Source organism: Kushneria pakistanensis (assembly GCF_014652795.1).
Classification (GTDB): Bacteria; Pseudomonadota; Gammaproteobacteria; order Pseudomonadales; family Halomonadaceae; genus Kushneria; species Kushneria pakistanensis.
This window is the reverse complement of the sequence record NZ_BMZM01000001.1, coordinates 106,282-126,426: the sequence shown is the minus strand read 5'-3', so window position 1 is coordinate 126,426 and position 20,145 is coordinate 106,282. Positions and strand designations below refer to the sequence as shown.

At 63.1% G+C, this 20,145-nt stretch carries 15 protein-coding genes; 1 reads left to right on the top strand and 14 read right to left on the bottom strand.

All coding sequences use genetic code 11. The features are described from left to right. Positions 1-127 precede the first annotated feature (127 nt). Positions 128-2,515, top strand: coding sequence for an esterase-like activity of phytase family protein (locus IE123_RS00480; protein WP_189513997.1), 2,388 nt, complete (start codon positions 128-130; stop codon positions 2,513-2,515). Here the strand turns inward: IE123_RS00480 and IE123_RS00475 are convergent. From IE123_RS00475 to IE123_RS00410, 14 genes are all read right to left on the bottom strand, one after another. Then, positions 2,512-3,258, bottom strand: coding sequence for a type 1 glutamine amidotransferase (locus tag IE123_RS00475; RefSeq protein WP_189513995.1), 747 nt, complete (start codon positions 3,256-3,258; stop codon positions 2,512-2,514). The genes IE123_RS00480 and IE123_RS00475 overlap by 4 nt on opposite strands. A gap of 96 nt (positions 3,259-3,354) precedes the next feature. Then, a complete protein-coding gene (copM, locus tag IE123_RS00470) occupies positions 3,355-3,726 on the bottom strand; it encodes a CopM family metallochaperone (RefSeq protein ID WP_189513993.1) in 372 nt (123 codons plus the stop codon). A gap of 43 nt (positions 3,727-3,769) precedes the next feature. After that, complete coding sequence (locus tag IE123_RS00465; protein ID WP_189513990.1) at positions 3,770-4,717, bottom strand: carbohydrate kinase family protein; 948 nt, start codon at positions 4,715-4,717, stop codon at positions 3,770-3,772. 102 nt (positions 4,718-4,819) lie between these two features. Next, on the bottom strand, positions 4,820-5,878 hold the full coding sequence (locus tag IE123_RS00460; protein ID WP_189513988.1) for an NAD(P)-dependent alcohol dehydrogenase: 1,059 nt from the start codon (positions 5,876-5,878) through the stop codon (positions 4,820-4,822). Positions 5,879-6,000: 122 nt separating this feature from the next. Then, complete coding sequence (gene astB / locus IE123_RS00455) at positions 6,001-7,368, bottom strand: N-succinylarginine dihydrolase (RefSeq protein WP_189513986.1); 1,368 nt, start codon at positions 7,366-7,368, stop codon at positions 6,001-6,003. 27 nt (positions 7,369-7,395) lie between these two features. After that, positions 7,396-8,913, bottom strand: a complete 1,518-nt coding sequence (gene astD / locus IE123_RS00450; protein WP_189515798.1) for a succinylglutamate-semialdehyde dehydrogenase — start codon at positions 8,911-8,913, stop codon at positions 7,396-7,398. Between the two features lie 31 nt (positions 8,914-8,944). Continuing rightward, complete coding sequence (gene astA, locus IE123_RS00445; RefSeq protein WP_189513984.1) at positions 8,945-10,006, bottom strand: arginine N-succinyltransferase; 1,062 nt, start codon at positions 10,004-10,006, stop codon at positions 8,945-8,947. Then, positions 10,000-11,061, bottom strand: coding sequence for an arginine N-succinyltransferase (locus IE123_RS00440; protein ID WP_189513982.1), 1,062 nt, complete (start codon positions 11,059-11,061; stop codon positions 10,000-10,002). The genes astA and IE123_RS00440 overlap by 7 nt, the downstream gene beginning before the upstream one ends. A 13-nt stretch (positions 11,062-11,074) precedes the next feature. Further along, positions 11,075-12,289 (bottom strand): aspartate aminotransferase family protein, encoded by a 1,215-nt coding sequence (locus tag IE123_RS00435; protein ID WP_189513980.1) that lies wholly within the window; start codon positions 12,287-12,289, stop codon positions 11,075-11,077. A gap of 137 nt (positions 12,290-12,426) precedes the next feature. Then, complete coding sequence (locus tag IE123_RS00430) at positions 12,427-13,089, bottom strand: transglutaminase-like cysteine peptidase (RefSeq protein ID WP_229819491.1); 663 nt, start codon at positions 13,087-13,089, stop codon at positions 12,427-12,429. A 56-nt stretch (positions 13,090-13,145) separates the two neighbouring features. Continuing rightward, the gene (locus tag IE123_RS00425) at positions 13,146-15,071 is read right to left on the bottom strand and encodes a bifunctional diguanylate cyclase/phosphodiesterase (RefSeq protein WP_189513978.1); all 1,926 of its coding nucleotides are present in this window, start codon (positions 15,069-15,071) and stop codon (positions 13,146-13,148) included. Further along, positions 15,068-16,420, bottom strand: coding sequence for a TolC family outer membrane protein (locus tag IE123_RS00420; RefSeq protein WP_189513976.1), 1,353 nt, complete (start codon positions 16,418-16,420; stop codon positions 15,068-15,070). Before IE123_RS00420 ends, IE123_RS00425 begins: the two co-directional genes overlap by 4 nt. Before the next feature lie 40 nt (positions 16,421-16,460). Further along, positions 16,461-17,864, bottom strand: a complete 1,404-nt coding sequence (locus IE123_RS00415) for an HlyD family type I secretion periplasmic adaptor subunit (RefSeq protein WP_229819487.1) — start codon at positions 17,862-17,864, stop codon at positions 16,461-16,463. Then, positions 17,848-20,061: a type I secretion system permease/ATPase gene (locus IE123_RS00410; protein ID WP_229819486.1), complete on the bottom strand. Its 2,214-nt coding sequence runs from the start codon at positions 20,059-20,061 to the stop codon at positions 17,848-17,850. Before IE123_RS00410 ends, IE123_RS00415 begins: the two co-directional genes overlap by 17 nt. Between the last annotated feature and the right edge of the window lie 84 nt (positions 20,062-20,145).

Here is a 20,145-nt window from a genome sequence, read left to right as displayed (position 1 = left end):
AGCCGATCCGTGGGTAACGCAAACGCCGCATCGCGTTACCCACGGATACCGGAGCGCCATCGCACTGTCATGACGAGCGCCAATACTCAAGCGGTGTTCTTCTGCCCCACGACTGCCAGGAGCTCTCATGACCGCCTCGACCCAGGGTATCCGCGTTGCCACTTATAATGCCTCCCTCAACCGTGACAGCGCCGGTGCACTGCGCGAGGATCTGATCGACGGCGATGCTCAGGCACGCGATATCGCCGCTGTCATCCAGCAGTCCCGACCGGACGTGTTGTTGATCAACGAGTTCGACTACGACCCTGCCGCCGCCGAACTCTTTCGCGAGCACTACCTGAGCACGCCCCAGGGCGATGCGCCGGGCATTGATTACCCCTATGCCTTCAGCGCCCCGGTCAACACCGGCGTGGCCTCCGGCGTGGATCTGGATGGCAACGGTGAGGCAGTGACCACTCCCGGCGCGCCGGGCTACGCCGATGATGCGCTGGGGTTTGGTCAGTTTCCCGGGCAGTACGGCATGCTGGTGCTGTCACGCTATCCGCTCGAGAGTGAAGACATTCGCACCTTTGGCGACTTCCTCTGGAAGGACATGCCGGGAGCCCGTTTGCCGGGCAATCCGGAGACGCCCGAGTCAGGCGACTACTACCCGGACGCGGCACTGGACGTGCTGCCGCTCTCCTCCAAGAGCCACTGGGACATTCCGATCAACGTGAACGGCGAGATCGTGCACCTGCTCGCCTCCCACCCCACCCCGCCGACCTTTGATGGCCCCGAGAATCGCAATGGCCTGCGCAATGCCGACGAAATTCGCCTCTGGGCCGACTACGTCACCCCCGGCAAGGGTGACTACCTCATGGATGACCAGGGGCGCAGCGGTGGCCTTGATGCCCATGCGCGCTTCGTGATTGCCGGCGATCAGAACGTCGATCCGCTCGATGGCGACAGCCTGCCGGGGGCCGCCCAGCAGCTGCTCGGCCATCCGCTGATTGCCGCCGGCCTCACGCCTGACAGCGAGGGCGGCGTGGTTGCCGCACTTGAACAGGGCGGCGCGAATGCCACCCATCGCGGTGATCCGCGCTTTGATACGGCCGACTTCAACGACGAGGCGCCCGGCAACCTGCGCGTGGACTACGTGCTGCCCTCGGCCCACGGCCTGACCCGCCTGGACGGCGGCGTGTTCTGGCCGGTCGAGGGGGAAGCCGGTCACGAACAGGCGGACGCCTCCGATCACCGGCTGGTATGGGCTGATCTCGCCATTGATGACAGCGACACGCAGGTCAAGGACATTGACTTCATCGGCCAGACCGCCTTTGAAAGCGGCACCGAGTTTCAGGGCACCACCCTGAGCGGACTGTCGGGGCTGACCCGTGACCCGGTCAGCGGCGAATACCTGGCCATTTCCGATGATCGCAGTGAATACAACGATGCGCGCTTTTACAGCCTGCGTATCGACCTTGAAGACGGCCATCTCGATGATGGCGATGTCCGCCTGACCGATGTCACCACCCTGCGCCAGCCCGGCGGCGAGCCCTGGGCGGCCGGCGAGATCGACCCCGAAGCGATCGCCCTCACCGACAACGGCACGCTGTATATCGCCTCCGAGGGTGACAGCAACCAGCGTATTGATCCGTTCGTGAATCTGTTCGCCCGGGACGGCGAGCAGATCGATGCCATCGAACTGCCGGAGATTTTAAGCCCTGATGGCGACGGCACCTGGGGCGTTCGCAACAATCTGGCGCTGGAAAGCGTCACCCTGACGCCGGACGGCGAGCGCCTGTTCACCGCCACCGAAAACGCTCTGGCCCAGGATGGCCCCGCCGCAGCGCTCGATACCGGTAGTGCGTCGCGCATCCTGAGTTTCGATCCCGACACTGGCAAGGCGCTGGGGCAGTATCTCTACCCGGTCGAGCCGACGCCGCAGGCGCCTGTTGCTGAGGATGGGTTCTCGACCAACGGGCTGGTCGAGATGCTGGCACTCGATGAGCACCATCTGCTGACGCTGGAGCGCGGCTTTGCCGAAGGCGCCGGCAACGATATTCGCCTCTACGAGATCGATCTCTCACAGGCCACCGATATCAGTCACCTCGACAGCCTTGAAGACGCCGCTGGCATGATTCGCCCGGTCCAGAAAACGCTGTTGACCAGCCTCAACGACTACGGATTCGAGCCGGACAACGTCGAAGGCATGACGTTCGGCCCGGTACTGGCCGATGGCCGCCAGAGCCTGATTCTGACCTCGGATGACAACTTCAGCGACAGCCAGAGCACCCAGTTCATTGCCCTCGCACTGGCGTTTGATGACGCATCCACCGAGGCACCAGACCAGCCATCGTTTGATAAGGGGTTCGGACTGCTGCCACCCGCGCTCAATCCTGCCGCTATCATGGCCTCGCTGATGGGCGATATCGCCGCACTCCCCGACGGGCCTCAGGCGCTTGATCTTCTCGGTGAACAAGACGGCGCCACGCTTGCCGGCGTGGCGGAGCCCGGTGACTGGCTGATGGCAGGCTAACCGCCGGACTCGGCGTCAGAGGCATGGCGCGAGGGTACCAGGCCCTCGCGCATGAAGTTGACGATCCAGCGCGCCATGACGTGATCATCTACCGGCGCGTGATGCGAGGCCAGGGCTTCGCGGCGGCGCCGGTCGGGCAATCTGTCGCCCTTGTCGGCCATCAGATCAGCGCTGCACGCCCTGGAGAACTCGGGGTGGCCCTGCACGCTCATGAAGCGGGGGCCGTACTGCAGCAGGTAATACGGACAGAACGGGCTTTCCGCCAGCACCTCGGCGCCCTCGGGCAGTGCCAGCACCTGATCCTGATGGCTCACGATCAGATCCAGCCCCGCCTGCCAGGGCGTCATCCAGGATGTGTGACCCACCACGGTGTTGAACGACACCCCCACGCCCCAGCCACGATCGCTTTTGCCCACACGCCCGCCGAGCGCCTGGGCCATGGCCTGATGACCAAAGCAGATGCCGACCACCGTTCGATTCTGCGCATACAGGCGGCGAATCAGCGTCAGCAGCGACCTGATCCACGCCTGATCTTCATACACGCCGGCCTTGCTGCCGGAGATCAGCCAGGCATCCACCGCGCCAGGATCGGTGGGCAGTTCCCCGTCATGCACACGCCAGGTCACGAACTCGATAGTCGGGTCCACTGCATGCAAAAGACCCGAGTACAGGGCCGGATAGTTGCCATGCACGCGGGCCACATGGGGCGCCAGATCATCACATTGCAGCAGACCGACTTTCATGGGTCCTCTCGTTTTTTCTCATTGTTGAACAGGGGTATTCAAGGGTCGCCTCACTGCCATGCCTGGCGCCATCATGACGGACAATGATTGAAGGGCTTACTCTTCCAACTGGTCGTCATGCTCGGCAATCCAGCGCTCCAGCAGATCGATTTCCTTTTGCTGAGCATCGATCACCTCACGCGCCAGTGCGCGCATCTGCTCGTCGTTGCCGTGCTCAAGCTCGATGCGCGCCATGTCGACCGCGCCGCGGTGATGGGCCAGCATGCCGCGGGCGAAGTCCATGTCGACGTTGCCGCTGGGGCGGATCGCCATGTCGTGATGCATGCGCTGGTTGGCCTCACTGAAGGCATGCGCGGCCTGGTCGGCCTCACCACCCCTGGCATGAGCATCATGCGAGGCGGGCGCGTCCGCCAGCGCCACGGTGGAGATCAGTACGCTCCCGATCAGCGATACGATGCGATATGGCATTGAGCGCCTCCTTGTCGTCTCAAGTGAACCGTTGCAATGATATTTACGCCGTCACGATCTCGTGGCGACGCGGCAGATCCGGGCCGCGCTGCTGGCAGGTATGTGCTGCCGCGCGCATGGCAAATTCAACCATCTCGCGGCGCTGGCTCTGCGTCAGCTGCCCGGGGCCTTCAGGCGTCGCGAGCCCCTGCTCGTCAAGCCATGCCAGAAGCGCTGCCATGAAACTGTCGCCGGCGCCCACAGCGTCCACCACCCTGATCGACTCGGGCGTGAACGACTCGGTGCCGTCTTTCGTGAACAGCGTCACGCCTTCGCCGCCGCGGGTCATGATCACCATCGGGCAGCGCTCACCGAGCCAGCCGCGGATCACATCCTCGGGGTTTTTCTCCGGATAGAGGGCAGCCAGGTCTTCATCGCTGATCTTGATCAGATGCGCATGCCCCGCAAAGGTGTCGATACGCTCGCGCCAGCGCGCCACGTCGGGCTCGACCTTGAGACGAATATTGGGGTCCAGCGAGATCAGGCAGCGCTCACGCTCACGAGCGACCAGCGTCTCCAGCGTTTCACTGGTGGGCGAGACGGCAAGTGCGTAGGAGCCGACGTGAATGGCATGTACCGCCTCAACGTTTGACGGCAGATGCGACGTCTCCAGCATGCGATCGGCGCCGCACTGGTTATAGAAGACGTAGCGCGGCGAGCCGTTGTCATCGAGGGTGACCATGGCAAGCGTGGTGGCACTACCGGGGATCTCGACCATGAAGTCGGTATTGACCGATTCACTACCAAGCACCGCGCGCAGACGCTCGCCCAGCGCGTCCGGGGCAAGGCCGGTAAAAAAGGCGGACTGCCGCTCAAGACGTGCAAGCCCAATGGCCACATTCATGGGCGAGCCGCCGGCCACGGCCGTGAACGACAGCGATGACGCCTCAGGGGCGATCTGCCCTTCATCGGAAAAGAAATCAAACAGGGCCTCACCGCAGACCAGAAACATCGGGTTACTCCAGAACAGTTCACAAAAGTGATCAAGCTTAACGCACCCGGGCCCGAACGTCCTGGCCGTCGAAGTACCGGCAGGCCGCCCTTGAACGTCAGGTTACCGTGGCTCGTCGTCAGCAAGGCGGATCTGCAGCTTGACGTCGGTCGGACGCGCCTCGACAGCGCGATCAAAGGCCGCCACGCTCTGCTCGAAATCAAAGGTCTCGGCAATCAATGGCTTGAGATCGACCTTGCCGGAGGCAATCAGTTCGATGGCGCGATCATAGACGTTGGCGTAGCGAAAGACTGTCTCGATGCGCACTTCCTTCGTCTGGGCCACCACCACATCGAAGCTGACCTTCTCGACCGGCATGCCCACCAGCACAAGGGCACCGCCCGGACGGACACAGGCGAGGGCATCGTCATACACCCGCGGGCTGCCGCTGGCTTCAAACACCACATCGGCGCCCCATCCCTCGCCGGTCAGCGCTTCGACACGCTCGGTCAGCGACTCGCGAGCCACATTGACAGGGATCAGGCCCTCGTAGCCCGCAGCAATGTCGAGCTTGTCGTCGACCACATCGGAGATCACCACCCGGCTGGCGCCGGAGGCGAGTGCGGCCAGCGCCACCATCATTCCGATCGGGCCACAGCCGGTCACCACGCAGGTATCGCCCGGCTGAAGCTGCGCCTTGACCACCGCCTGCATACCCACCGCAAACGGCTCGACCATCGCGCCTTCGGCAAAGGAGACGTTGTCCGGCAGCTTGAAGGTAAACGCCGCCGGGTGGACGACCTCGGGCGTCAGGCAGCCGTGAACCGGTGGCGTGGCCCAGAAGCGAACGGCAGGGTCGACGTTGTACATGCCAAGCTTCGAGGCGCGCGAGGTCGAGTCAGGAATGCCCGGCTCCATGCAGACCCGATCACCGGGAGCGAGCGTGGTGACATTGGCGCCGACTTCGGTAACGGTGCCGGCGCCCTCGTGGCCCAGCACCATCGGCTCCTCGACCACAAAGGGGCCGATGCGGCCGTGGGTGTAGTAGTGAATATCGCTGCCGCAGATGCCCACGGTGTGCATACTGATGCGCACATCATCGGGGCCGACCTCGTCAGGCAGATCAATCTCGCGCAGTGCCAGCTCGTTCTGTCGTTCCAGTACCAGTGCCCTTGCCTTCATGTCATGACCTCCCTGTCGTATTAGTGGACTGTCGTTGCAATGGAATGTCGTCGCAATGGACTGCCCTGCAGTGTCAGCGTTGGTGCACGCCCGCACGCGACTACCATGGTTTTAACATGGACCTATCCCGCCGGCCCTTCCATCTGAAAGGGGTAGATCGAGCCCAGCGTCAAAAGCCCCGTGAGTTCGTCCAGCGCTGTCAGCGACTCGTGCGCCAGCTGTGGGTCGGCGAGATCGTCAAGCGTCAATCGGTCGCGATAGTGACGCCCGACCCAGTCGGTGAGATCCCGGTACAGATCATCATCGAGCATGACGCGCCCGCTCATGGCCTGGCGTTCGGCGTCGTTGAGTACCACGCGCAGGCGCAGACACGCCGGGCCGCCGCCGTTGCGCATGCTCTGCTTGACGTCGCGCACCACTACCTCGCTGATGGGATTGTTGCCGCCCAGCAGCAGGCTCTGGATCGTCATCCAGACGGCTTCATCCGCTTCACACTCCCCCGGTACGACCAGCGTCATGCTGCCATCGTCCCGGCTCAGAAGCTGGGAGTTGAAGAGATAGCTCGCCACCGCCGCGTCCAGCGATACCGCCTCCTCGGGCACTCGAATGGAAATCAGGGGCTGGCCGTCGGCGCGCGCGGCCAGCCGGTCGCGCAGCGCCTCAAGGACAGCGCGCTCATCGAAAAAGGCGCGTTCGTGATAGAGCAGGACAGGCCCGTTGCCCACACAGATCACATCGTTGTGAAACACGCCGGCGTCGATGGCCGCCGGATGCTGCTGGGCAAAAACGGTCTGCTGATCGCTCAGTCCGTGCTGACGCGCCAGCGCCCGACAGGCTCTGAGTGTCTGACGCGGGCGATGGCGCTGCGGGGCGGCGATCGTGTCCGGGGCCGGGTCGCCATGGACGAAAAGATGCACGCCCGGCCCGCCATGCTCAGCGCACAGCCTTGTATGGTTGGCCGCCCCCTCATCGGAAAACCAGGGCGTGGCAGGCAGCGCCGGATGGTGGGCAAAGTATCTGTCATCGGCAAGGATCGCCTTCAGCGTTCGCGCGGTCTGAGCGGACTCGATCGAGCGATGCAGCGCCGATTGAAGATTGGCCGGCGTGACATGCACACGCGAATCGAGCGTATCGCGTGACGGCGTGATGGTGGCGGCGTTGGCAGTCCACATCGCCGCCGCCGAGCAGGCGGCATACAAAAGCTCCGGCGACTCGCTGCCCACCCGCGGCAGTACCTCCTCCGGCGCACCGCGATAGCCGAGACGGTGCAGCAGTCCCATGTCGGGGCGCTGCTGCGGCGGCAGCACCGCCTGGGGAAAGCCGGCATCCATGGATGCCTTCATCTTTTCAAGCCCCTGCAGCGCGGCCTCACGCGGGTTGGAGATCAGCCCGGCATGGCGTTTCGAGGCCAGATTGCCCTGTGCCAGTCCCGCGTAGTTGTGCGTCGGCCCGACCAGGCCATCAAAGTTGATCTCAAGGGCATCACTCATGGCGTCTTTTCCTCATGTCGCCCCTCATCAGGTTGCCTCCGGGCCATCAAGGCCTGCCAGCGTGACACCCGGCGGCAGCTGATCAGGCAGTACCAGCGTGTCGCTTTCCATCGACGCGACCGGCCAGGCGCAGTAGTCCGCGGCGTACCAGGCGCTGGGACGATGATTGCCGCTGGCCCCCACGCCGCCAAAGGGCGCATCGCTGGCCGCACCCGTGGTCTGACGGTTCCAGTTGACGATGCCGGCGCGGATGCGCAGCACAAAGTCTTCCCAAATGTCTGACGTGCCGCCGATCAGCCCGGCCGCCAGCCCGAAGCGGGTATTGTTGGCCTCATCAATGGCGGCTTCCCAGTTTTTAAAACGGGTGACCTTCAAAAGCGGACCGAAGTACTCCTCGTCCGGCACGTCGATGCCGGTCACATCGATCAGACCCGGCGAGACCAGACTGGCGCCCTCCTTCACGAACGCCATGCGTGACAGCACCCGCGCGCCCATCGATTCAAGCTGCTGCTGGGCATCGAGCATTTTCTGCGCCGCCGCGGGCGATACCAGGCCGCTGTAGAACGGCTCCTGCTCACCGTGGCCGTCGAGACCGTCAAACTGCGGTCCGACCACCAGCGTGGCAAGACTGCGCTGCAGGGCCTCGATCAGTCGATCCCCCTGGTCGCCTTCCGGCACCAGCAGACGTCGCGCACAGGTGCAGCGCTGGCCACCCGACAGATAGGCTGACTGGACGATGGTCAACACCGCCGCCTCGATATTGTCCGGCACGTCATGCACCAGCAGCGGGTTGTTGCCGCCCAGCTCGAGCGCCAACACCGTCTCCAGCCGACCGCCCATACCCTCATGCAGCCGCCGGCCGGTGCCTTCGCTGCCGGTAAAGAGCAGCCCGTCGATACCGGCGTGACCGGCCAGTGCCTGACCGGTCTCGATACCGCCCTGCACCAGATTGATCACGCCCGACGGCAGCCCGGCCTCCTGCCAGCAGGAGAGCACCAGATCGGCCGTGGCCGGGGTCAGCTCGCTGGGCTTGAATACGACCGTGTTGCCGGCCAGCAGCGCCGGCACGATATGGCCATTGGGCAGATGCCCGGGAAAGTTGTAGGGACCGAAGACCGCCATCACGCCATGTGGTCGGTGGCGCACCACCGCGCGCACGCCGGCGTTGTCCCGCACTCGGGTGGGCGTGCGCTCATGCCAGGCGGCAATCGAGATGGCGATCTTGCCGATCATGGCCTGGACTTCGGTGCCGGCCTCCCAGCGCGGCTTGCCGGTTTCCCGGGCGATGGTATCGGCCAGCACGTTGCGGTAGTGCTCAAGACGCTCGCGAAAGGCTTCCAACAGCGCGATACGCGCTTCAAGCGGCTGTCGTGCCCAGGCGGGAAAGGCTTCCCGGGCGGCGATAACAGCGCGGTCCACCTGAGTGGCGCTGGCCCCTCTGCCCTGCCAGAGCCGCTCGCCGCTGACGGGGTCGTGCTTGTCAAAAGCGTCGCCTTCCCCTGACACCCATTGCCCACCTACCAGAAGCTGCTGCGTGATCTCGATACTCATCTCGTCCTCCGTGAACATGGCGTGCTCAGGTCGCCAGCAGCCTGAGCGTGTCCCCTTCTGCAACGTTCAGACGCTGCGCCTCTTCAGGGGTCAGGGCAATCACCTCCGCCTGCGGCCCGCGACCGACCCAGCCGGCCCGGAAGTCGATCGCGGCGCCGGTCGTCGCCGCCAGCCAGCCGGGCCGCTCGTCCTGCTCCAGGCCGGTCTGAACGACCACCCGGGCCGTCCGGCTGTCGCGAATCGAGCGCACATCATCAATGTAGGCCTCCACGGTCGGGCCGCCGTCAAAGATGTCGATATAGCCCTCGAATCGCAGCCCGTCGCGGTTGAGCATCGCCAGCGCCGGGCGGGTCTGGGTATGCACCTGGCCGATGCATTCGCGGGCGGCCTGGGGCAGAAAGGAGGTGCAGATCGGGTGGCGCGGCATCATCTCGCCGATAAAGCCCTTTTCGCCCATGCCGGTCAGATGATCGGCACGCCGAAACTCGATGGGCAGAAACTTCTGTCCCAGCGCCTCCCAGAACGGGCTTTTGCCCTGATCATCAAAGCGGCCACGCATTTCGGCCAGCACACGCTCCGGAAAACGCTCCCGAAAGCCTGCCATGAACAGCCACCGCGCCCGGGACAGCAGCGTGCCGTTGCGCATGGGGCGCTGTGCCTCGCCGCGCCAGGCGGCGCGTAGATAAAGCGAGCAGACCTCGGCAGAGCCGGTGTGATCAGAGCACAGAAAGAGCGTGTCCAGCGTGCGATGCAGCTCCAGATGACTGGAAGAGTGCGCCAGCTGCCCGATGCGGTAATGATAAAACGGCGCCTCAAGCCCGACGCGTGCCTCGATCGCGCAGCAGCCGGCCAACCGCTCGACGCTGCCCGGGGGCTGGCGCTCATCCTCGAGCACAAAGAAGTAAAGCGCCGCATCAGACGTCTTCCTGGAAACATCGTGAGAGCGCTCAAAGCTCTCGCGGGCGTGGGCGATCTTGTCGATCAGGAAGTCGCGGCTGTCCGGCAGGGAGGTGAATCCGGGGCCGGTCTCGACGGCGATCGCCTGCAGGGCATCAATATCGCCCTCTTCGATGGGACGAATCAGCATGACAGGGCCTCCGTATTGCCGGCCTGCCCCACGGGAAGGACCAGAACGGGCTCGTCGGCGGCTACCGCCAGCGCCCGCGCACTGGCGGCGTCCAGCACGCACTGCCCGCGCTCGTTGATGGTTTTCGTAACGATCCGCGCCCTGAAATCGCCCGTGCGCTGGCTGGCGATCAACAGCGACTCGGCACAGCGCCCCTCGCCTGGGCGCCCCTCGCCTGGGCGCTCACCGATCTGGACGGTCAGCCACTGGCCGCGGGGCAGATGGTTGCGCGAGGCCTCCAGCAGCGGGCCACCATCGAGCAGATCGACATGACGCGACAGCGCAAAGCCCTCCTGCTGCCATACATCGAGCGCACTGGCGTGGTTGTCACCGACCCGGCCGATGGCGCTGCGGGCCTGGTCGTCCAGCAGCGGCAGGTAGAGCGGAAACGGCGGCATGACTTCCCCGATGAAGCTTCTCGATCCCAGACTGGCCGCCCGGTGGATGTCGTCAAAGTCCCGCGAGAAGAAATGCCGCCCCACGCCATCCCAGAACGGCGTACGCCCGGCGTCACGATAGCCGGACAGCGCCACGAACACCGTCGGGGCAAAGCGCTCGGGAAAGCGGGCGATCAGGGCAAGGCGCGCCGCGCGCAGCAGCTGTCGGGCGTGATCGGCGCAGGCATGATCGGTCGTGGCCAGCGCACACAGCAGCGAGGCGTGCGACATCTCATGCGAGATGGAGAGAATATCCACCTCGCGACGCACATCGAGCTGCTGCGAGGCGTGGATCAGCGTCTCGCGCCGATAGGTGTAATAGGCCTCGCGTGCCCCCGCCTGCGCCTTGATCGTGGCCGTGGCGATGATCTCGCCTTCATCGGTTTCGGCCACCAGCACATATTGCTCGTCGCCGGGGCGCTCGATGGTGGCAAACAGCGCCGCCTGACTCGACGCCAGTCGCGCGGACAGACGCGCACGGTCGGCCGGCAGGTTGGTCAGCGCCGGCCGGGCAGCCTCTGCCATGGCCACAATGGCATCGACGTCATCGGTCGTGGCACTGCGTGCAATCAGTGACATGACAGTGCCCCTATCAGCTGTTGGCGACCACCCTTGCCAGCGCGCGGTCCAGACACGCCATGCCTGCATCGATCACTTCCGGTTCGATGACCAGTGACGGTGCAAAGCGCAGCACGTTGGGGCCGGCCACCAGCATCATCAGGCCCTCTTCGGTGGCCGCTGCCAGCACCTCACGGCCGCGCTCGCCAAAGGAGGGCTTGAACTCGGCGCCCAGCAGCAGGCCCAGGCCGCGAATGTCGCTGAAGCAGTCGTACTTCTCGTTGAGCCTTTGCAGATGCTCACGAAAGCGCTGCGAGCGTGCCTCCACACCCTTGAGCACCTCAGGCGAGCTGATGGTTTCCACCGCCGCCAGCGCCACCGCCGAGCCCAGCGGATTGCCGCCGTAGGTCGAGCCGTGGGTGCCGACCACGAACACGCGCGCAATCTCGTCAGTGGTCATCATCGCGCCCATCGGGAAACCGCCGCCCAGCGCCTTGGCCGAGGTCAGAATGTCGGGGGTGACGTTGTAATGCATATAGGCGTACAGATGGCCGCTGCGCCCGACGCCACACTGAACTTCATCAAAGATCAGCAGTGCCTTGTGGTCATCACAGAGCTTGCGCAGACCTTCAAGAAACTCGGGTGTCGCCGGGGTGACGCCGCCCTCGCCCTGCATCGGCTCGACAATGACCGCACAGGTATCGTCATTGATCAGCTCGCGGGCGCTGTCGAGATCGTTGTAGGTGCCGTGTTTGATCCCACCAGGCACCGGACCGAACCCCTGAGAGTACTTGGGCTGGCCGCCGACGCTGACGGTGAAGAAGGTGCGTCCGTGAAAGGACTGACGAAAGGAGACGATGCGATTTTTCTGCTCGCCTGCGGTGTCATGGGCGTAGCGCCGCGCCAGCTTCAGCGCTGCCTCGTTGGCCTCGGCGCCCGAGGAGCACAAAAACACCTTGTCGGCGAAGGTCTTCTCGACCAGCGTGCGAGCCAGTCTCAAGGCGGGCTCGTTGGTATAGACGTTGGAGAGATGCCAGACCTTTTCGCTCTGCGCCTTCAGAGCCTCCATCAGCGCCGGATGGCAGTGTCCCAGACCGTTAACGGCGATACCGCCGGCAAAATCGATGTACTCGCGACCCTCCTGGTCCCACAGGCGGCTACCCTCGCCGCGCACCGGTATCACCTTCTGGGGTGAATAGTTGGGCAGCATATACTGATCAAAGGCTTCGCGGGTGGGGGTCCAGCTCATGACAGGTCTCCATTGACAGATACATCAGGCGACAGGACGTCGCTGACAGACGTATCAGTATACGCAGAGGAGACCGGCAAAAGGCAGGGGGCAGAGGTGATCAATGACCGGATCGAACGTTCGCTTTGGTCGAGGAGTCAGGGCGTGCGCATGACGCCGTTGCGTACGCGTATCTGCCAGTCTTCCCAGCGACTCAGACGACTGGCATCGCCCACCGGCGCCTCACGCCCGGTTGCCGTACTGGTCCAGAGGCTGCTGGCGTTGAAGCTGTAGATGGGGATCAGGTCCCGGCGGGAAGCGGCCGGCACGATGGTCCGGTCGATGTTGTCCAGAATCACCGGCATCTGACGTGGGTCAGATGTCCAGGACACCACCATATGGTACTGGTCATAGGGCACGTACTTGACGTAGTGAAGGCGCATCTGCTCATCGGGTACGCCCAGCTCGCGCAGGGTCAGATACTTGGCCAGGGCAAATTCCTCACAGTCGCCACGCCCGACGCCCAGAAACTCGATGGGGGTGGCCCAGTAGTCCTCCCGGTGCCAGACCACGCTATCGTCGACGAAATCCAGCTGATTGAAAAAATCGTTGACCCTTGCCAGCTGCACCTGCACCGGGCGGCCCCGAAGCTCCTGCATCAACGTTTGCCAGCGCTGTATCCGGGCAAGCCCGGCAGACCCGTACTGGGCCGTGATGGTAGAGGAGACAGGAATGGAGGAGGTCGACAGCATACCGGCCGTGGCCGGTATGGCGATCGCCAGCAGTGCTGTCAGTCCCCATCGCAGTATTCGCCACAGCATCAGTGGACATTCCCTGTCAGAAAGTCATATCCCTTTCTTATCGGCCAACGTCTGAATCAATGAACCCCGGGGTTCAATGCCACAGCCGGTGCCAGATACCCCTGATAGCCATCAGCACCGATCGCAGTGACCCGCTGACGCTGCGCCTCGGACTCGACGCGCGTCACGATGACCAGCGCTTCAATCTGATGGGCGGCCATGCACAGGCTGTGTAAAAACTCGTTGTCGACGTCATCGCGCACAAAAAAGGTCTGATCGATCTTGACGTAGTCCGGGCGCAGCTTGCCCAGCACGGGCAGGGAGTTCAGATCGCGGGCAAAGCGATCAATCCCCCCACGGCCACCCAGCGCCCATACCTTTCTGAAAAGTCGCTGTACGTTGTCTCCATGGCGCAGCATGCTCTCCTCGGTGACCTCCATATCAAGCCGAGCGGCCAGCGCCGGACGCTCGCCCAACCATGCGATCAACGCATCGACCTCCTCATGACTGGCCAGAAGATCAAACGTCAAATTCAGCGCCAGACGCATGCTCAGGTGCTCTGCGTGACGGTCAAGCCAGTCCAGCACATGGTGATCCAGCTGCGCGCCGATGCCGAAGTGACGGGCGATCGGCAAAAAGGAGGAAGCCAGATGTACTTCCTCCCCTTCCCTGAGGCGCATGAAAAGCTCCTGATGCAGCTCCTGGCCATCGTTGAGCAGCACGGGCTGGGCCACGAAAAATGCCTCATGCCGACTCAGGGCGTTGTCGATGACCATGCGCCAGTCGCCGCGGCTGCGCTCACCATGTCGCGATTCACGCGGCGCGATGTACCAGCGAAGATCGTTTTCGACCGCCTCGCGCAGGGCGTTGTCCGCCTTGGAGAGCATGGCCACGCGCTGAAGGCCGGGCTCGCGCAGTACCATACCGGCCCGGGCGTGATGGGGGCGCTCATCATTGAGCGGATTGGCGTCCACAATGTCGTCAATGCGATCGAGCATTGTCAGCAGCAGCTCATCACGACCGGCATCGCTGTCATCGGGCAGGATCAGGGCAAACTCTTCGGCCGACAGGCGGGCTGCCTGAATGGGTGTTTCATATACCGATATGCCGGAGAGATAGTCCCCGATGGCGCGAATGGTGTTGTCGCGCACCTCGAAACCATCGCGACGATAGATCTCGCTGAGATGGTCGATGCGCAATATCATCAGCGCCCCACCTTCGGGCGCTGCCAGCCATTCATCCAGAATGCGGGTCAGATAGGCACGATTGCCCAGCTGGGATACGGCGTCCTGCTCAGCCATGCGCTGTAGACGAATCACCTGGGCTGTCTGCGCCACGAACTGATCATTGAGCCGCGCACTGAGCTGGTTCACTGCCTGGGTAATACCCTTGAGCTCGCGAATCCGAGTGGACTCGATGGGTCCGGCATAGCCTTCGATCTGCAGCGTTTTGATATAGTCCGAAAGCCGATGCAGCGGCGTCAAAAGCCGTCGAAATCCCAGCGCACACAGCGCCAGTGTCAGCGCCATGCCGATCACCAGCCACAGCAGCAGACGCAGGCCCAGCGACCAGAGCTGGTTGTAGGGCAGCGTGTTATCGGCCTCAAGCGTAATGGTCCCCAGCGGTGACCAGCCGCCGGAAATTTCACGCTGGGTGGACAGCTGTGGCAGCGAAACCAGTGATTGAAACCAGCCCGGGGCCCGGGTAACGCCCGGATTCTGCACGACCAGCGGCGCTTCCAGGCCCATTGCCTCGAGTTTGAGCATGCTGACAAAGCTGCCATCCGAGGTAGCCTGTAAAAGCGTACGCGCGCTGGTCCAGTCTTGCGTTTCAACGAAGGGCACCAGTGCCAGACTCAACCCTTGGGTCAGGTTGGCCGTTTCCATGCGCTGACTGTCCAGCAATGACTGTCGCGTCTGATGCACATTGATGGCGAAGATGCCGATCGAAAAGAGCAGCAGCAGACCCGCCACACCAGTGACAAGACGTAAAAAGAGACTCATGAGCCGCCCCCCTGCCCAGCGCTGCCCACGCCGAGCAGCTGATCACCGTCAACATCCCCACGGTCCACGCTAATCTGAAGGGTATCCAGCAAATGGCCGGTTGCCGCCAGCAGGCGATAATGGGCGCGGGTCAGGGCAAAGCGCGCCTGCACCTGGTCCTGCTGGGCACCATAAAGCTCGGTTTCGCTATCAAGCATGTCCAGCAGGGTGCGACGTCCGATATCAAACTGCTTGCGGTAATTAACACGGGTCTGCTCGCTGGCACTGACATGACGCTCCAGATAAGGCAGCTGACTGCTCACATAATCACGAGCATTCCAGGCCAGGCGCAGTTCATCACGTACCTCGCGCAGGGCGCGGTCGCTGTCGTATTGCACGGCTTCCAGCGAGTGCTGGCGGGCACGCATTTCAGCAGCATCAATGCCACCGCGATAAAGGTTCCACGACATCACCAGATCGGCATTCCAGTCGTTGGCACGACTGCCTTCAAAATCGTAGTCACGACTGGCCAGCCGGCTGGCCTGAAAACTGAGGCTGGGCAGAAAGTCACTGCGCTCGGCGCCGATCTCATGACCGGCTGCCGTGACTGAATAGCGCGCCGCCATCAGGATGGGGTTTTGTTCCGTGGCCATGGCCAGCGCCTGCTCGAGATCGCTGGGCACCGGCGAGAGATCGACCTCGTCCGGTGGTGTGAGATCACGGGGTGGAGCACCCACCAGACGCAGGAAGGAGGAAATGGCATCCTCACGGTTGTTATAGGCCGCCACCAGACTGGCCTGGGCCTGGGCCAGGCGTCCGTCCACCTGACTGGTATCGGTGGTCGTACCGGCCCCCAGCTCCCCGCGGCGACGAATGTCGGCAGCAATGCGCTGATGGGTATCCACATTGCGCTCGGCAAGCTCCACCAGCCGCTGGGCCTGTAAAACGTCCAGATAGGTTTCGACCGTGGCAAGCCCCACCCGATTGGCAGCCGCCGCCACTTCCCAGCGCTGATAGTCGATCTGGCTGTCGGCGTTACGCACCCGTTCAAGCGTGCGATTGTTGTCCCAGATCAGCTGGGTCAGCGTAATCGTGCCACGACGGTAGCTGTGCGCGTCGCTGGAGCGATCGAGGCCGTTGACCTCGCTCTCGTTACGCCCCCGCCCCACGCGTGCGTCCAGATCCACGGACGGCAGCCAGGCCCCCCGCTGTGCCCGGGCGTCTTCCCTGAACTGTTCATAACGGGCAATTTCAGTGCGCGTTATGGGATTTTCCATGATGGCCTGCGTCACGGCCTCATCAAGCGACTGTGCCTGCACTCCCCCCGTCAGTGAGAGCACAGCCATGCCTGCCCACCACTTTTTCATCATGACCCCCTGATCCCTTTTTTCATTTTTGACATGCCAGTGATCAACGCTCGCGCAGGGCGCCCTGTTGCGCTCTCAGTATCGGCTTGAGCAGATACTGCAAGATGGTCTGATCGCCGGTAATGACATCCACGCTGGCCTGCATGCCAGGAATGATGGTCATCGGATTGCGCTCACTGCCCAGATGGTTCTGATCGGTCACAACGGTGACTTCATAAAAGCTGTTGCCCTTTTCATCCTGCACCGTATCGGGACTGATACGCTGCACCAGGCCTCGAAGCCCACCATAGATGGTGAAGTCGTAGGCCGAGAGCTTGACCGTGGCCGGCTGGCCCGGATGAATGAAGCCGATGTCCCGGGGTGAAATGCGCACATCGATCTGCAGTTGATCCTCGATGGGGACAATTTCCATCAGGCTGGCGCCGGGATCGATGACGCCGCCGATGGTATTGACATTGATGGTGCGCACGCTGCCATGCACCGGTGAGGTCACCAGCGTCCGATCCAGCCGGTCCTGCAGGCTGGCGCGGCCCTGCTGCTGACTGTCCAGCCGCCCGCGGGCCTCACTCAGCGCATCGGCACTGCGTACGCGAAACTGGGCCGCCACGTCGCGACGGCGGCTGATGGCTTCCTGCAGTTCGGACTGCTTGGAGGGAATGGACAGTCGCGCAGACTCAAGCTCACCGCGCAGGTCGTTGACCTGGCGCTGCTGCTCGAGCAGATCTACCCGGGACACCACGCCCTCCTGCACCAGCGGCTGGGTAATGGCCAGCTGCTGACTCGCCAGCTGATAGCTGCGTGAAAGACTCGATACCCGAGCGCGCAGCTCGCTGAGTTCCTGATTGCGCTGGGATATCTGGTCACGAGCCTGATCCAGCTGGGTCCGCAGCCCGCCGATGCGCTCGCGATAGCCTTCAGCTGCAGTCGCCGCCAGCGACGGATTGTTTGAGCGAAACGCCTCATCAAATTCAGGCGGCTGCGAGGTGATCACGACCTGATCCTGCCAGTTGCCGGCGTCGGCGTTAATGGTCACCGACGACAGCTCGGCCTGATACTGGGCGATGATGGATTGAAGCCCGGCAAGCGTTGATACCCGTTCGGCAAGATCGGAGCTGGCGCGGGTCGGATCGATGCGCGCCAGCGGCTGGCCGGGCTCGACAATATCGCCCTGACGCACGTAGAGCTCGCGCACGATCCCGCCTTCGAGGTTCTGAATGGTCTGCAGCCGGGTGGAAGGAACCACCTGGCCGTTGCCTCGGGTAACGATCTCGACATGGGCCAGGGCTGCCCAGGCAATGAAGGCGCCCAGTACTGCCAGCAATACCCACAGAAGAATACGCGAGCGCCAGGGCGTGGCCAGCAGCATGGCAGCACTGGCATCGTCGGCAAGCTCAAGCTCATGACTTTTGGGCCGCGGCCAGCGCCCTGCCTTAGCCAGTAGTGCCATGACGCACCTCCGAACCCGTTGCATTCGTACCCGGCGCAGGCGATGGCGCCTGTACCCGGCCTTCATTGAGCGCCTTGAGCACGCTGGCCTTGGGTCCGTCGGCAATGATGCGACCATTGTCGAGCACGATCAGACGATCAACGACTTCCAGCATCGAACTCTTGTGGGTGACCAGCACCACACTCTGGCTGCGCGGCATATCCATCAGCATGCGACGAAGACGCGCCTCGGCGCGGTTGTCCAGATGCGCGCCCGGCTCATCGAGCAGCAACAGCGGTGCGTTGGTCAAAAGCGCCCGCGCCATCAGCACTGACTGACGCTGGCCACTGGAGAGCAGCCTGCCGCCTTCACCGACCTGACGGTCCAGACCGTCCGGGTCATGGCGGGTAAAGTCGCTGACCCCGGCCACGTCCGCCGCACGTGCCACGGCGTCATCGCTGGCATGGGGATGGCCAAGAATGATGTTTTCGCGAATGGAACCAAAAAAAAGCGCGCTGTCCTGACCGGCATGGCCGATATGACGCCGCACATCGGCCGGGTGGATCTGATTGATATCCAGACCATCAATGCGCAGGCTGCCGCTGGTAGCGCGATAAAGTCCGGTCATCATGCGCTGCAGGGTGCTCTTGCCGGCGCCCATGCGCCCGATAATACCGACCCGCTCGCCAGGTTCGATGGTCAACGAAATGTCATGCAGGATCTCGGGCGACTCGGGCGTGTACTGAAAGCCGACATGATCGAATTCAATGCGCATGTTGAGCCGATCACGGTGCACATAGTTCTTGCCCTCTTCCACTTCCTCGGGCATCTGCATGATCTGATCGATGGCAGCCATGGCGCTGCGGGTCTGACTGAAACGGGTAATCAACAGCGCCATCTGGGCCAGCGGCTGCAGCGCACGTCCGGTCAGCATGACGGCCGCGATCAGCGCGCCCATGGAAAGCTGGGCATCCCCGATCAGGTAGACGCCATAAATGACCAGCGCCACGGTCGCCAGCTGGTTCACGCTCATGGTGAGCGACGACACGGAAGTGGACAGATTGCGGCTCTTGACGCCCCATTTGGAGATTTCACCCACGGCCCGCTCATAGCGGCGCTGGGTGTCGCCCTGAGCGTTGGCAAGCTTCAGGCTTTCAAGGCCGGCCACGCTCTCGACCAGACGCGCATGCTTTTCGGTGGCCAGCCGCGACCCCAGTTCGATGGAGCGCTTCATCGGCCACTGAATCAGGATGCTGTACCCCAGCAGAATCAACAGCGCAATGATGGGGATCCAGACCAGCGGGCCGCCGACGATCCACACCACCACCAGAAAAAACACCGCAAAGGGCATGTCGACCAGGGTGGTCATGGTCATGGAGGTGAAAAAGTCGCGAACCGAGTCGAATTCCTGCAAATTCTTGACGAAAGCGCCCACCGAGACGGGGCGTGCCTCCATGCGCAGGTTCATGACCTTGGCAAATATCTTCGAGGAGAGCAGCACTTCGGACTTGCGACCGGCCGTATCCAGAAACCAGGCACGCACCTGTCGCACCAGCAGGTCAAAGGCCACAATGATGCCCATGCCGCTGGCCAGCACCCAGAGCGTATTGAACGCCATGTTGGGTACGACCTTGTCATAGACATTCATGGTGAAAAGGGGCGCGGCCAGCGCAAACAGGTTGATCAGAAGCGAGGCAATCAGGACATCACGATAGATCGGTGTGGATAGCTTGAGGGTTGACCAGAACCAGTGCCCTTCCGCCAGCTTCATGGTTTCCGGCGCACGCTCATCAAAGCGATGCTCACGCCGGATATAAACGACCTGACCGGTGGCCTCCTCGCACAGGCTATCCATGAGGATCTCCTGCGTACCATCGGCCTCGGGCAGGTAAATGGTGGCGTGCTGTCGATCGCTGTCACGCGAGAGCATGATCGCAGCGCGGCGCCCTTTCAGGATCACGATGCAGGGCAGGAGGATATCGGCAACCCGATCAGGGCGCTGACTGACCAGTTTGGCAGACAGCCCTGCACGATGGGCCGCGCGTGGCAGAAGCGCCAGCGTCAGCCGTCCCTCATCCAGTGGCAGGCCGTCACTGATGACCTCGCCTGAACGCGGCGCACCGTGGTAACGAGAGAGAAAGACCAGCGACTGCAGCAGTGGATCGCTTTCCTTCTCGCCGATGGGTTCCGGACGAAGTGGTATGGGTTCATCTGCCAAGCGTACTGTCCCCTTGTTCGGTTCATCGTGCTGACCGGTCCTGGCCGCTGGCATGACGTTGTCATGTCATGCCGGACACCATTG

Excerpts from the sequence above, each read along its gene's own strand:
- IE123_RS00480 (WP_189513997.1), top strand. The coding sequence starts at position 128 with ATGACCGCCTCGACCCAGGGTATCCGCGTTGCCACTTATAATGCCTCC.
- IE123_RS00475 (WP_189513995.1), bottom strand. The coding sequence starts at position 3,258 with ATGAAAGTCGGTCTGCTGCAATGTGATGATCTGGCGCCCCATGTGGCC.
- copM (WP_189513993.1), bottom strand. The coding sequence starts at position 3,726 with ATGCCATATCGCATCGTATCGCTGATCGGGAGCGTACTGATCTCCACC.
- IE123_RS00465 (WP_189513990.1), bottom strand. The coding sequence starts at position 4,717 with ATGTTTCTGGTCTGCGGTGAGGCCCTGTTTGATTTCTTTTCCGATGAA.
- IE123_RS00460 (WP_189513988.1), bottom strand. The coding sequence starts at position 5,878 with ATGAAGGCAAGGGCACTGGTACTGGAACGACAGAACGAGCTGGCACTG.
- astB (WP_189513986.1), bottom strand. The coding sequence starts at position 7,368 with ATGAGTGATGCCCTTGAGATCAACTTTGATGGCCTGGTCGGGCCGACG.
- astA (WP_189513984.1), bottom strand. The coding sequence starts at position 10,006 with ATGCTGATTCGTCCCATCGAAGAGGGCGATATTGATGCCCTGCAGGCG.
- IE123_RS00440 (WP_189513982.1), bottom strand. The coding sequence starts at position 11,061 with ATGTCACTGATTGCACGCAGTGCCACGACCGATGACGTCGATGCCATT.
- IE123_RS00435 (WP_189513980.1), bottom strand. The coding sequence starts at position 12,289 with ATGAGCTGGACCCCCACCCGCGAAGCCTTTGATCAGTATATGCTGCCC.
- IE123_RS00430 (WP_229819491.1), bottom strand. The coding sequence starts at position 13,089 with ATGCTGTGGCGAATACTGCGATGGGGACTGACAGCACTGCTGGCGATC.
- IE123_RS00425 (WP_189513978.1), bottom strand. The coding sequence starts at position 15,071 with ATGAGTCTCTTTTTACGTCTTGTCACTGGTGTGGCGGGTCTGCTGCTG.
- IE123_RS00420 (WP_189513976.1), bottom strand. The coding sequence starts at position 16,420 with ATGATGAAAAAGTGGTGGGCAGGCATGGCTGTGCTCTCACTGACGGGG.
- IE123_RS00415 (WP_229819487.1), bottom strand. The coding sequence starts at position 17,864 with ATGGCACTACTGGCTAAGGCAGGGCGCTGGCCGCGGCCCAAAAGTCAT.